This is a genomic window from Paraburkholderia diazotrophica (assembly GCF_900108945.1).
Lineage (GTDB): Bacteria > Pseudomonadota > Gammaproteobacteria > Burkholderiales > Burkholderiaceae > Paraburkholderia > Paraburkholderia diazotrophica.
On record NZ_FNYE01000001.1, the window covers coordinates 489,169 to 502,800 of the forward strand.

The 13,632-nt window shown below is 61.2% G+C and carries 11 protein-coding genes and 1 tRNA gene; 7 read left to right on the plus strand and 5 right to left on the minus strand.

All coding sequences use genetic code 11. From position 1 onward, the window contains the following. Positions 1-28: 28 nt before the first annotated feature. Entirely contained in the window at positions 29-763 is a 735-nt protein-coding gene (gene ompR / locus BMW76_RS02305; RefSeq protein ID WP_007585880.1) for an osmolarity response regulator transcription factor OmpR, read from the minus strand. A 230-nt stretch (positions 764-993) separates the two neighbouring features. On the opposite strand from ompR, the gene BMW76_RS02310 reads away from it, so the two are divergent. Beyond that, the gene (locus BMW76_RS02310) at positions 994-1,329 is read left to right on the plus strand and encodes a hypothetical protein (protein ID WP_090862236.1); all 336 of its coding nucleotides are present in this window, start codon (positions 994-996) and stop codon (positions 1,327-1,329) included. A gap of 95 nt (positions 1,330-1,424) precedes the next feature. Further along, on the plus strand, positions 1,425-2,606 hold the full coding sequence (locus BMW76_RS02315) for a DUF1501 domain-containing protein (RefSeq protein ID WP_090862238.1): 1,182 nt from the start codon (positions 1,425-1,427) through the stop codon (positions 2,604-2,606). A gap of 12 nt (positions 2,607-2,618) precedes the next feature. On the opposite strand, the gene BMW76_RS02320 is transcribed toward BMW76_RS02315, so the two are convergent. After that, on the minus strand, positions 2,619-3,452 hold the full coding sequence (locus BMW76_RS02320; RefSeq protein ID WP_090862555.1) for a squalene/phytoene synthase family protein: 834 nt from the start codon (positions 3,450-3,452) through the stop codon (positions 2,619-2,621). Between the two features lie 267 nt (positions 3,453-3,719). On the opposite strand from BMW76_RS02320, the gene BMW76_RS02325 reads away from it, so the two are divergent. Beyond that, a tRNA-Leu gene (locus BMW76_RS02325) sits at positions 3,720-3,806 on the plus strand. A 211-nt stretch (positions 3,807-4,017) separates the two neighbouring features. Here the strand turns inward: BMW76_RS02325 and BMW76_RS40985 are convergent. The 3 genes from BMW76_RS40985 to BMW76_RS02335 all read right to left on the minus strand — a co-directional run bounded on the left by BMW76_RS40985 (position 4,018) and on the right by BMW76_RS02335 (position 6,532). After that, entirely contained in the window at positions 4,018-4,155 is a 138-nt protein-coding gene (locus BMW76_RS40985; protein WP_177200285.1) for a hypothetical protein, read from the minus strand. 712 nt (positions 4,156-4,867) lie between these two features. Beyond that, positions 4,868-5,323: a MarR family winged helix-turn-helix transcriptional regulator gene (locus tag BMW76_RS02330; RefSeq protein WP_090862240.1), complete on the minus strand. Its 456-nt coding sequence runs from the start codon at positions 5,321-5,323 to the stop codon at positions 4,868-4,870. Between the two features lie 63 nt (positions 5,324-5,386). Next, complete coding sequence (locus BMW76_RS02335; RefSeq protein WP_090862242.1) at positions 5,387-6,532, minus strand: glycerate kinase; 1,146 nt, start codon at positions 6,530-6,532, stop codon at positions 5,387-5,389. Between the two features lie 523 nt (positions 6,533-7,055). Here BMW76_RS02335 and tig point away from each other — a divergent pair. The 4 genes from tig to lon all read left to right on the plus strand — a co-directional run bounded on the left by tig (position 7,056) and on the right by lon (position 13,335). Continuing rightward, on the plus strand, positions 7,056-8,402 hold the full coding sequence (gene tig / locus BMW76_RS02340; RefSeq protein WP_090862244.1) for a trigger factor: 1,347 nt from the start codon (positions 7,056-7,058) through the stop codon (positions 8,400-8,402). A gap of 193 nt (positions 8,403-8,595) precedes the next feature. Continuing rightward, on the plus strand, positions 8,596-9,255 hold the full coding sequence (gene clpP, locus BMW76_RS02345) for an ATP-dependent Clp endopeptidase proteolytic subunit ClpP (protein WP_007585897.1): 660 nt from the start codon (positions 8,596-8,598) through the stop codon (positions 9,253-9,255). Between the two features lie 207 nt (positions 9,256-9,462). After that, positions 9,463-10,734 (plus strand): ATP-dependent Clp protease ATP-binding subunit ClpX, encoded by a 1,272-nt coding sequence (gene clpX / locus BMW76_RS02350; protein ID WP_090862246.1) that lies wholly within the window; start codon positions 9,463-9,465, stop codon positions 10,732-10,734. A 183-nt stretch (positions 10,735-10,917) separates the two neighbouring features. Next, entirely contained in the window at positions 10,918-13,335 is a 2,418-nt protein-coding gene (lon, locus tag BMW76_RS02355) for an endopeptidase La (RefSeq protein ID WP_090862249.1), read from the plus strand. The last annotated feature ends 297 nt before the right edge of the window (positions 13,336-13,632 follow it).

Genomic DNA, 13,632 nt, shown 5'->3' on the forward strand with positions numbered 1-13,632 from the left:
ACGAGGAGGAGGAACTGCAACGGCAGACTTAGGCTGCGCCGTCGGGGATGAAGACATAGCCCAGACCCCAGACTGTCTGGATGAAACGAGGGCTGCCCGGATCGGGCTCGATCAGCTTGCGCAGACGCGAGATCTGCACGTCGAGGCTGCGGTCGAATACTTCGTACTCGCGGCCGCGCGCAAGCTCCATCAGCTTTTCACGCGACAGCGGCTGACGCGGATGGCGCGCGAACACCTTGAGCACCGAGAATTCGCCCGTGGTCAGCGGGATTTCCTGGCCGGCCTTGGTGAGCGTGCGTGTCGCGAGGTTCAGCGCGAACTCGCCGAACTCGAACACTTCAGACGTCTCGGACGGCGCGCCCGGCAGCTCGGAAGGCGACTGGCGGCGCAGCACCGCGTGAATGCGCGCGACGAGTTCGCGCGGATTGAACGGCTTCGGCAGATAGTCGTCGGCGCCCATTTCGAGGCCGACGATGCGATCGACATCTTCACCCTTGGCGGTGAGCATGATGATCGGCGTGCGATCGTTGCTGCCGCGCAGGCGGCGGCAGATCGACAGACCGTCTTCGCCCGGCAGCATCAGGTCGAGCACCAGCAGATCGAAACGCTCGCGCACCCACAGCTTGTTCATCGAGGGTGCGTTCTCTGCAACATAAACGTTAAAACCCTGCTCGCCGAGATAACGGCGCAGCAGGTCACGCAGACGCGGATCGTCGTCGACGACGAGGATTTTCGAAGGGTTTTTGGTTTCCATGGTCGGCATCTTAGCGCGATTAGAATAGGGAGCGAGTTTGTACCAATTATCGCGTAACAGTCAGTTACAAAATTTACCGGGCCGGTGGCACGACGTAAAGCCTTGGCGCTTACACTCCTTTACTGTTTGCGCCAGTTCGGTAGATACTTCACTCGAATAAGGCTCTTGCGCCCGGTTTTCAAGCCGGAGTCATTACACGTATCTGAGGTTGCCGGTTGCCGCGCCACGAAGGGAACAAGATGAAGGGAGGGGTCTGGCCGAACATGCGCCTGAGCGTGATCGCAGTGGCAGTTGCGATCGTGTTCGTGAGCGCTGCGGGTCCCATCTCTGCCCATGCCGAATCTTCGACGGAACGTACAACCGAAGCGCGCCCAGTCCAGCGTCCGCATATGCGCACCGTGCGTCAACCGCGCAATCCCAACGTCGATCATCCCGCATCGGACGCCATCGTCCGCGCCACCGCCGTGCCGCCCGATCTCGATCAACGCCGGCGTGACGGGCATATGACGCCAGAAGAACGGCGTCTGCTGCGGCAGCACATCGAAGACGCCGTACGCGAACTGTACAAGCGCTGACAAGCTTTTGCCTTGCACCTGCTGTGCGACCGTGCGCGTTCTCGCGCGGCGGCTTCGCCCTTGGCAAAGCACGCGATACCTCTCGTGAGGTGTGGATGAAACGACGCGAGTTTCTTTCGATGGCGGCTGCAACGGGCGCTGCACTGTCGATGCCACGCGCGTTCAGTGCGTCAGTGCCCACGAGCGGCGTAGTGCCGCAACCGGATGCGTGCGCAACGGCCGCGCGCCGTCGCGGCAATCTGCTCATCCTGATCGAACTGAAGGGCGGAAACGACGGATTGAATACTGTCGTGCCGTTTGCCGATCCCGCTTACTACGCGCTGCGCAGACACATCGCCATCCCGCGCGATCGGGTGATCGCGCTCGACGAGCGGATGGCGCTGCATCCGTCGTTGCATCCTCTGTTGCCGTTGTGGCGCGGCGGGCAGTTGGCCGTTGTGCAAGGCGTCGGCTGCGTGCAGGCGAACGCGTCGCATTTCCGGTCGATGGAAATCTGGGACACGGGCTCGCGCGGCGATGTGTATCGGCGCGACGGCTGGCTGGCTCGCGCATTCTCACAGTGGCGGGTGCCGCCGGTCCGCGCTTTGGCTGCTGCATTCGGCAGCGTCGAGGCGGGCCCGTTTGCGGGTTTATCGTTTACTCACGCGTCGCGCGACTGCTGGGCGCATGTCCTTAACCGGGACGACGCGCCTCGCTTTAATCGAAGCAACGTGAATCTGGCAGAAGATGATCGCGTGAGACACGACGCCTTTGTCGATGCCCCGATTGCTCTGCCATCGCGCCCGGCGACATTTCCCGATTCGATTGACGCCGCGTTGCGCGCTGCGCTCGTCAGCACGCAACCGGGTTCATGCGGCGCGATCCGCGTGACGCTCGATGGTTTCGACACGCACGCCAACCAGCCCGAGCGCCACGCGGCGCTGCTCGAACAGCTTGCACAGGGTTGCGCGACGCTTCACGCGGAACTCGCGCTGCGCGGCAGTTGGAACGATACGCTGATCATCACGTACTCGGAGTTCGGCCGGTCCGCGCGCGAGAACATGGCGCGTGGCACCGAACACGGCGGCGCTGCCGCACACTTCGTGATGGGCGGACGGGTGACGGGTGGCCTGTATGGACGACCCCCTGATCTCGCGCGACTCGACGCAACAGGTCAATTGCCTGTCGATATCGACTTCAGACGGCTGTACGCGACCGTGCTCGGCCCGTTTTGGGGGCTGGACGCAAGAGGCATCTTGAAGGACGACGTGAAACCGCTGCCGTTGCTGCGTGCCTGATAAGCGTCGATGTCAACGCTTGCGTGCCGCGCGCCACGCGACCCACAGCTTGCGGATCGGCGTAAGGGCAATGCGTTGATGCAGGACGTGATAACCGTCGCGCTCGATTTCTTCGAGCAGCGCCAGCGCCAACGCCGCCAACGCGCGCAGCGTGCTCTGCGAATGACGCTCGCCCGCGGGCAGACCGTCGAGCGCCTTGCGAATCGCGTCGCGGGCACGCGTCGTCTGAAAGCGCATCAGTTCGGTGAACGCGTCGGTGTATTTGCGGTTGATCAGATCGGCAGCCGTCACGTTGTAGCGCTGCATTTCATCGATGGGGATGTAGATGCGTCCGTGGCGCGCGTCGTTGCCGAGCTCCACGACGATCTGCGCGAGCATCAGCGCTTCGCCGAGGGGCGCGGCCCACGATGAGGCCTGCGACGGATCGCGCGCCGTCGCGCGCGCAACCACCGACGCGAACGTGCCGCCGACGCCACCCATATAGCGGCGCAGATTCGGGTAATCGAGGTAGCGGGCCTGGTCGAGATCCATCTCGAAGCCAGCGATCATCGCCTGTAGCGCCGGGTACTCGGCCTGCACGTCGGGCAAGTGCGCGGCGAGCGCTTGCGACACGGGATGTGTGGGCTCACCGGCGGCGAGCGCGGCCGCTTCCTTCTGCCACCAGGCGAGTTTCGTGCGGCCCACGGTGGGGTCGGTGCTTTCCTTCACCGTTTCTTCGAACTCGCGGCGCAGCGCAAACAGCGCCGTCAGCAGCGGTTGTCGCGCGATGGGCGCCTGGCGCAGCGCGTAGTAAGTGCTCGAACCGGGAGGCGCTGCTTTTTGCAGGCAATATTCGTCGAAATTCACTGGATTCGCTTGGGGAATGCGGGCGCACGCGGCCGTGCGCAAAAGACCGAAAATTGTAGCATCGACGGTATTCGACAGATGCAGACAAGCGCAGACCAATCGGTTAGAATCTCGCGCTTACGCTTTCGGGCGCGCATTTTCAATGCAGACGTTCGCGGCTCGGCGGGTCGCTTCAGAGTCCTCGGCGCGGATGACATGGCGGTGAAAAGGCAGCGTTCGGCCGCTGGCGAAATATCGGGCGCCGGAGATTTGCGGCAACGCCCGGCTGCGAGGATGGCGAAATTGGTAGACGCACCAGGTTTAGGTCCTGACGCCCGCAAGGGTGTAGGGGTTCGAGTCCCCTTCCTCGCACCACTTGTTTTTACGCAGCACCCTATAGAAACCCCGCTCGTCGCTGACCAGCGGGGTTTTTTGTTTTTGCACCGCGCTCGGCGATGCGCATTTCGCCGCAAGACTGCACGCGACGCGCATCGATCACAATCACACTTCGCACTGAAATCGGCGCGCACAAAAAACCCCGCACGAGGGCGGGGCATCGGCCATCGCACTGACGGTTCGCCGCTGCTTAGTGGCAGTGCTTCTCCCAGTGATGATGCACGTGTACCTTGTGGCACACGGGATGATGATGGTCATACGCGAATGCCGGCGACATGCCGGCAAAACCAGCGGCTGCGGCGATCAGCGCCAGAACAACCTTCTTCATTTTTCGATCCTCGAAGTCAGAGAAAAAGCGAGCCGTCATCGTAGCAAGCCAGCATTACGATTTCCTTCAATCTGTGTGCCATGCAACGCGTTTCGCGCTTCATTTACAGGGCGATTCGTCGCAGGTCGTGGCATCCGGTTGCGCGTGCAACGAGATTCTTCTGTTCTGCGCAGATGCAATGCGCGTGATCCGACCGATGTGCAGGAAAAGGCGAGGGGCGTAAGCGGCAATATGCCGACAGCACGTTGTGAATCATGTGAACTCGATCGGCTTGTTCGTGCACTCCGCAATCAGCATCTATCGCGCACAGCCCACAGCCCACAGCCCGATTTACATCGGGTGATGCACGCGCATACGGTTGCGGGCCTCGCCGTTGCCCGTTTGCAAGCGCGCCTTGAACTCGACGACTACTATTCGGGCGCGACTGCACGAGATGATTTCGCGTCACGACTTCGAATGCACTACGTACGGTACGCGCCTGCTTGCGAACCTTGGCTGCGGCGGATCGACAAGATCGATCCCGCCTGGCGTTTCAGCATCGACCATGTTTCGCGCGCACGAAGGCAACGCCATTGGGGCATCCATCTATGACCGATGGCTTGTGAATGAGTGTTTAAGGAATTACGAAACCGCGAAGTCAACGGCGCAGCCAATGCGCCGTCGATCGAGTGGCTCGAAGCCCGCAGTCTGACGGGAGCGCTTCGTCCGGCTGCTATTCGGCGTTTCGCGCGATCGCGCTTTCGATCACCTTGTCCAGCGCCTCGCTGAGCGCGATCTTTTGGCGGTCGTCGAGGCAGTCGAACAGATCCGTGTTCCACTTGCGCGCGATGGGCATGATCTTGCGGTACAGGGCGCGGCCTTCCGTCGTCAACGAGACGAGCACGACACGGCCGTCCTGTGCGCTCGCTTCGCGTTGTACGAGTCCTTGTCTGATCAACGCTTCGGCTGCGCGGCTCGCCTGGCTCTTGTCGAGGTTCGCGTGGCGCGCGAGGTCCATGATCGAGAACGGCCCGAATGATCCGACCGAGGCAATCACGCGCGCTTCGGGCAGCGTCACGTCGAGCTTGGCCATATACCGTTCGCTGATGCCCCGCTCGGAAAGTTTATTCAGCACGTGCAGACGATACGTCAGAAACTGTTCGAGTCCGGCTTTATCGGAGGCCTTCATGGTCTTCCTGTTGTGAGTGGATGCAGTCCCGCGATGTGATTGTTGCTGCATCCGCTCGCGCGGTCAACGCGGGCCATACCTTAGTCGCGTCATCTGCTCGGCTTCGTTCGCGAGAAGGGTGGCCGCGTCGCGGATCGCCACTTCGAGCGTGATGGGACCGGGCGCCGGCGAGAAGCATCCGCTGAAGTGCTCGGCGAGTTTCGGCAAGGCGGCGGGATCGACGGCACCCGATAGCAGCGTCGCCGGCACGCCCGCCGCACGAGCATGGCGGCAGGCGATAAACGGCGCTTTGCCATGCAGCGTCTGCACGTCGGAGCGGCCTTCGCCCGTGATCAGCCAGTTAGCGCCTTCGAGTGCCGCATCGAGACCGATCTCGCGCGCAACCACTTCCGCGCCCGGCTCGAATTCGGCGCCCAGCATATGCAGCGCGAAGCCGAGGCCGCCCGCCGCGCCCGCGCCCGGCTCGTTGCGCGCGACACGATTCATCGCGGGTTCGACGAGATCCGCGAAGCGGGCGAGGGCGGCGTCGATGATCGCAACCTGCTCCGGCGTCACGCCTTTCTGCGGACCAAAGATTGCCGTCGCGCCATGGTCGCCCGTCAGCGGATTATCGACGTCCGACATGCCGATGAACGTCGTCTCGCGCAAACGCGCATCGAGCCCCGATGCGTCGACGCGCGCCAGTTGCGCAAGCTGCTCGGGCGTCGGGTCGAGTTGATGTCCTTGCGCGTCGAGCAGCTTGAGCCCGAGGCCGACGAGCAAGCCCGCGCCGCCGTCGTTCGTGCTGCTGCCGCCCAGCGCGACGAAGAAGCGCCGCACGCCTGCGTCGAGCAACGAGCCGATTGCTTCGCCCATGCCGCGCGTGCTGCGTTTTTCGACGGGGACGCCCATGCCGACAGGATCCGTAATGCCGACGATCTCCGCCGTTTCGATGATCGCGCTGCCATCGGCGAGGAGCCCCGTTGCGGCTTCACGCGATGGACCCGCCGCGCCGCGCACCGTGAGCATGCGGCGCTCGCCGCCGCGCGTGAGCATGGCGTCGAGCGTTCCTTCGCCGCCGTCCGCCATCGCGCAGACGCGGATGGTCGCATCGGCTCGCGCGCGCCGGATGCCCGTCGCGATGGACTGCGCGACCTGCTCGGCCGAGAGCGAGCCTTTGAATGAGTCGGGAGCAATGACGACGATGGGCGCGGGCGGCGTATTCGGCATGGTGTCTCTGTTGAATTGGAATGGAAGCCATCGACGCGATCACGCGATGCGATGTTGAGCGGCCGGAACGCTTCTGCGCGCAGCAGCGTATCAGGTTGTGGAGAAGCTTATCAGCATGCGGTTCGCGACTGAATATACCGGAAGGTATAGGCAGAATTGACTTTGCTTCACAGGTGCTGCGTGCGTGAGGAGGAGGCAAAGGCGCATGCAGCGACCTGCGCGACAGGTCAGATCAGCGTACGGGAGCCGTTCGAAATCTGCGAAACCGCGAATCGCGGCTAGGCGTGCAAATAGTTTGCTAGAATATTTGGCTCTCTGACCCAAACTGTGCTGCCGGCGGCCTCGCAGCCCGCGGCGAGAGGCACGCGATCGATGTCACACGTGAGTGAGCGAAGCGACGCGGCGGCCCTGCGCTAAAGCGAATGCAAAACGCAGTGTCGGGCGCAAGACGCAAAGCGGACATCGACAGGTGGCGCAGACAAGATAACTGATTCGCTCGAATAATTTTAGGACGATTGAAGCCATGGCTAACGTTGTTGAAAACCTCGGCAAGCTCGAACGCCGCGTGACGATTTCCCTGCCGAAGGACACCGTGCAGAAGGAAGTGGACGCGCGCATCCGTCAACTCGCGAAGAACGTGCGCATGCCGGGTTTCCGCCCGGGCAAGGTGCCGCTCAAGATGGTGACGCAGCAGTATGCGGGTCAGGTGGAAGCCGAAGTGCTGAGCGACAAGGTTGGCAAGGAGTTCTTCGACATCAGCCGCGCGGAAAACCTGCGCGTCGCTGGCCAGCCCAGCTTCAGCCCGAAGACGGACGCCACGGAAGGTGCCTACGCATTCGACGCCACGTTCGAGGTTTACCCGGAAGTGAAGCTGGGTGACGTGGCGACGGCTGAAATCGAACGCACGAAGACCACGATCAGCGACGCGGAAATCGACCGCACGCTGGACATCCTGCGCAAGCAGCGCGTGCACTTCCACGCTCGCGGCGAAGCCGGCGAGCACGGCGACGGCGGCGCGGACACGGCTGCGAAGGATGGCGATCGCGTGACGGTCGACTTCGTCGGCAAGATCGACGGCGAAGCATTCCAGGGCGGCAGCGCTGACGACTTCGCGTTTGTCCTGGGTGAAGGCCGCATGCTGCCGGAATTCGAAAAGGCTGCGCTCGGCCTGAAGGTCGGCGAGTCGAAGGAATTCGACCTGAACTTCCCCGAGGACTATCACGGCAAGGAAGTCGCCGGCAAGACCGCGCAATTCACGATCACGATGAAGAAGATCGAGTGGCCGCACCTGCCGGAAATCGACGGCGAGTTCGCCAAGTCGCTCGGCATCGAAGACGGCGACCTGACGAAGATGCGCAATGAAATCAGGGACAACCTGGAGCGCGAAGCGAAGCGTCGCACGCAGGCTGTCGTGAAGAACCAGGTGATGGACGCACTGCTGAAGATCTCCGAACTCGACGTCCCCAAGGCGCTGATCGAGCAGGACCAGCAGCGCCTCGTCGAAATGGCGCGCCAGGACCTGGCGCAGCGCGGCGTGCCGAACGCGAAGGACGCGCCGATTCCCGCCGAAATGTTCGCCGAGCAAGCCGAGCGCCGCGTGAAGCTGGGCCTCGTGCTGGCCGAGCTGGTGAAGGCCAACGACCTGCAGGCGAAGCCCGAGCAGATTCGCGCGGAAGTCGACGAATTCGCGAAGAGCTACGAAGACCCGAAGGAAGTCGTCCGCTGGTATTATTCGAACCAGCAACGCCTTGCCGAAATGGAAGCGTATGTCGTTGAATCCAACGTCGTCGATTTCGTGCTGAGCAAGGCGAAGGTGACGGACAAGGAAGTGAGCTTCGAAGAGCTGGCAAGCGCGACCGCGCAAGCTTAAGCATCGCTCAAACGGCGTGCCGGCTGTCCGAACGACGGCCCGCACGCCGTTTTTACGTGCTGAGAAACCGTACCGATGGCCGATTCGTGCTAAAAGAACGCTTGTCGGCGGTTTTTGCACTTGAAGAAGTGCGTGGCCGCACCCAATTGTCCAGAATCGGCTATCAGAACATTTCCTGACAAGGATCCATTGCATGACCTTTCGCGCTCAAATGCTGGACACGTTGACCTCCCAGTCGTCACGGGATCGGGATCTCGAAGCGCAAGCGCTCGGCCTCGTGCCGATCGTCGTCGAAACGAGCGGTCGCGGCGAACGTTCTTATGACATCTACTCGCGCCTGCTGAAGGAGCGCGTGGTTTTCCTGGTCGGCGAAGTGAACGATCAGACCGCGAACCTCGTCATCGCACAGTTGCTGTTCCTCGAAAGTGAAAATCCGGACAAGGACATCAGCTTTTACATCAACAGCCCGGGTGGCTCGGTGTCGGCGGGTATGGCGATCTACGACACGATGCAGTTCATCAAGCCGGACGTCTCGACGCTGTGCATGGGTCTCGCGGCCAGCATGGGCGCGTTCCTGCTTGCAGCGGGCGCGAAGGGCAAGCGTTTTGCGTTGCCGAACGCACGCGTGATGATCCACCAGCCGCTGGGCGGCGCACGCGGCCAGGCGTCGGATATCGAAATTCAGGCACGCGAAATCCTGTACCTGAAAGAGCGTCTGAACCAGTTGCTGTCGCATCACACCGGTCAACCTGTCGAGCGGATCCAGCGCGACACGGATCGCGACAACTTCATGTCTGGCGACGACGCGCAGGCGTATGGTCTCGTCGATCAGGTCCTGCATAAGCGTCCATAAAGATTCGCTGAAACATGACTGATCCGGAGCGCTTTTCCTTCAAATTGGGGGAAGAGCGCCGGCGCAAAACCTTGTGAAATAATAAGACCCGTCTGAACGCCTGCGGCAAACGCCGTCACAGCTTTTGCGCATCCGTCCTACCCCGAACTGAACGGGGTGGGCAAACGGCGTATCATGTCATTCGAGTGTCCGGAGGCTCACACATCTATGGCGGACAAAAAAGGTTCTAACAGCGAAAAGCTGTTGTATTGCTCGTTCTGCGGTAAGAGTCAGCACGAAGTCAAAAAGCTGATTGCTGGCCCGTCGGTATTCATTTGCGATGAATGTATCGACCTTTGCAACGAGATCATTCGCGACGAAGCAGCGGGCGCGGGCCTGGAAACAGGTCTGTCCAAGTCCGATCTGCCGAGTCCCCAGGAAATCCGCGAAATCCTCGATCAATACGTGATCGGGCAGGAACGCGCGAAGAAAATTCTCGCGGTCGCGGTCTACAACCACTACAAGCGTCTCAAGCATCTCGACAAGAAGGACGAGGTCGAGTTGTCGAAGAGCAACATTCTGCTGATCGGCCCGACGGGCTCCGGCAAGACGCTGCTTGCGCAGACGCTTGCGCGCCTTCTGAACGTGCCGTTCGTGATCGCCGACGCGACCACGCTGACGGAAGCCGGCTACGTCGGCGAAGACGTCGAAAACATCATTCAGAAGCTGCTGCAAAACTGCAATTACGAGGTCGACAAGGCGCAGCGCGGCATCGTCTATATCGACGAAATCGACAAGATCAGCCGCAAGTCGGACAACCCGTCGATTACCCGCGACGTGTCGGGCGAAGGTGTGCAGCAAGCACTGCTGAAGCTGGTCGAGGGCACGATGGCGTCGGTGCCGCCGCAAGGTGGTCGTAAGCATCCGAACCAGGATTTCATCCAGGTCGATACGACCAACATCCTGTTCATCTGCGGCGGCGCGTTCGATGGCCTCGAAAAAGTCATCGTCGATCGTACTGAAAAAACGGGGATCGGTTTCGGCGCAAGCGTCAAGAGTAAGCAGGATCGCGACGCGGGCGAGGTGCTGCGCGAAGTCGAACCGGAAGATCTCATCAAATTCGGCCTGATTCCGGAACTGATCGGCCGTCTACCCGTCGTGGCGACGCTCGGCAAGCTGGACGAAGCCGCGCTGATGAAGATTCTGGTCGAACCGAAGAACGCACTCGTGAAGCAGTATCACAAGCTGTTCAGCATGGAGCGCGTCGAACTGGAGATTCGCCCGGCCGCATTGCAGGCCGTTGCGCGCAAGGCGATCCGCCGTAAGACGGGGGCACGTGGCTTGCGTTCGATTCTGGAACAGGCGTTGCTCGACGTGATGTACGAACTGCCGGCAATGAAGGGCGTCAGCAAAGTCATTATTGACGACAATGTCATTGATGGTGACGGAAAGCCGCTATTGATCTACGAAGACGCTCCGAAGGTGGCGGGCTCGAATTGATCGGCTTTCCGATTTGTTGAAAAAAAGCCGTTCATGGCGCGTGAACGGCTTTTTTCGTTTATCGTGTCGTCAGGACGGAATGTTTTTCTGGAGTCACTGAACTTTTCCCACACGCGAAGGCTTGCAATCGTTTTATGCGGCCTCAACTACCGAACAAACTGATTCCACTCATGGGGAAATGAAATGTCAGGAACCCAACTCCTCCCGCCGGAACGCGTCACACTTCCGCTGCTCCCGCTGCGCGATGTAGTCGTCTTCCCGCACATGGTGATTCCGCTCTTCGTGGGTCGCCCGAAGTCGATCAAGGCGTTGGAAGCCGCGATGGAAGGCGGCAAGCACATCATGCTTGTCGCCCAGAAAACGGCGGCCAAAGACGAGCCGACCGAAAAGGACATGTATGAAGTAGGGTGTGTCGCGAACATCCTGCAAATGCTGAAGCTGCCCGACGGCACCGTGAAGGTGCTGGTCGAAGGCCTGCAGCGCGCGAAAACGCTGACAGTCGAAGAGCAGGAAACGCAATTCTCGTGCGAGGTCATGCCGCTCGAGCCCGACCACGCCGACAGCGCCGAAACGGAAGCGCTGCGCCGCGCGATCGTGTCGCAGTTCGACCAGTACGTGAAGCTGAACAAGAAGATCCCGCCGGAAATTCTGACGTCGCTGTCGGGTATCGATGAGGCAGGCCGTCTCGCGGATACCATCGCCGCGCATCTGCCGCTCAAGCTCGACCAGAAGCAGCAGATCCTCGAAATGTTCCCGGTCATCGAGCGCCTTGAGCATCTGCTCGCGCAGCTCGAAGCCGAGATCGACATCCTGCAGGTCGAAAAGCGCATCCGTGGACGCGTCAAGCGTCAGATGGAAAAGAGCCAGCGCGAGTACTACCTGAACGAACAGGTCAAGGCGATCCAGAAGGAACTAGGCGAAGGCGAAGAGGGTGCCGATCTCGAAGAACTCGAGAAGCGCATCACAGCCGCTCGCATGCCGAAGGACGCCAAGAAGAAGGCCGACGCCGAGCTGAAGAAGCTCAAGCTGATGTCGCCGATGTCGGCGGAAGCGACGGTCGTGCGCAACTACATCGATACGCTGATCGGCTTGCCGTGGCGCAAGAAGAGCAAGGTCAACAACGACCTCTCGAATGCGGAACGCGTGCTGGACGAAGACCACTTCGGACTCGAAAAGGTCAAGGAACGCATTCTCGAGTACCTCGCCGTCCAACAGCGCGTGGACAAGGTGAAGGCGCCGATCCTGTGCCTCGTCGGGCCGCCGGGCGTCGGCAAGACGTCGCTGGGCCAGTCGATTGCGCGCGCAACGAACCGCAAGTTCGTGCGCATGGCGCTGGGCGGCGTGCGTGACGAAGCCGAGATTCGCGGCCACCGTCGTACGTACATCGGTTCGATGCCGGGCAAGATTCTGCAGAGCCTGACCAAGGTCGGCGTGCGCAATCCGCTCTTCCTGCTCGACGAAGTCGACAAGATGGGCATGGATTTCCGCGGCGATCCGTCGTCGGCGCTGCTCGAAGTGCTCGACCCGGAACAGAATCACACGTTCGCTGACCACTACGTCGAAGTCGACTTCGACCTGTCGGACGTGATGTTCGTCGCGACGTCGAACTCGCTGAACATCCCGCCGCCGCTGCTCGACCGGATGGAAGTGATCCGCCTGTCGGGTTATACGGAAGACGAGAAGGTCAGCATCGCGCAACGTTATCTGCTGCCGAAGCAGAAGAAGAACAACGGCCTCAAGGCTGGCGAGATCGAAGTCACGGAAGCTGCTATCCGCGACATCATTCGCTACTACACGCGTGAAGCGGGCGTGCGTTCGCTCGAGCGTGAAGTATCGAAGATCTGCCGCAAGGTCGTGAAGATGCTTCTGTTGAAGAAGGCGGACAACGTGGTCACGGTCGATGGCAACAACCTCGACACGTTCCTCGGCGTGCGCAAGTACGACTTCGGTCTGGCCGCGAAGGAAAACCAGATCGGTCAGGTCACGGGCCTCGCGTGGACGGAAGTCGGCGGCGATCTGCTGACGATCGAAGCAGCCGTGATGCCGGGCAAGGGCAACGTGATTCGCACGGGTTCGCTTGGCGACGTGATGAAGGAATCCGTCGAAGCGGCGCGCTCGGTGGTGCGCTCGCGGTCGCGCCGTCTGGGCATCAAGGACGAAGCGTTCGAGAAGCAGGACATCCACATCCACGTGCCGGAAGGCGCGACGCCGAAGGACGGTCCGTCCGCCGGCATCGCGATGACGACGGCGCTGGTGTCGGTGCTCACGGGCATCCCCGTGCGCGCGGATGTCGCGATGACGGGCGAAATCACGCTGCGCGGCGAAGTGCTGCCGATCGGCGGGCTGAAGGAAAAGCTGCTGGCAGCACATCGCGGCGGTATCAAGCTCGTGCTGATCCCGGAAGAAAACGTCAAGGATCTGACGGAGATTCCGGACAACGTGAAGAACGCGATCGAGATCGTCCCGGTCCGCTGGATCGACAAGGTCCTCGAACTGGCACTCGAACGCGTGCCGTCGCCGTTGCCCGAAGAAGAGCCGAAGGCAGCTGCGCCCGTCGGCGAATCGAAGGATGCCGGCGCCAGCGATGTCGTGAAGCACTAAGCATCTGATTGGCCGGCGGCAGCCGGCCGTGTCAGCAAGTGGAAACCCGCGGCTTGGTCCGCGGGTTTTTTATTTGCATATGCCGAAGAAACGCGCAAACGTTTTTTCGTATGCGCTCTCGTGAATACCGTTTTCAACCGGCACAATTTGTTGCATCCGCATCGGTCTCTTTGCAAGATTTTGTCATCGACAAGCATTCGATGCACCCTTCGAATCAGGCCCAACCCCGCTTGACACAAGGGTTTCGGCCCATTCTAATGAGTGGCCGGCAAATAATGCCGTGCCGCAGATAAACCG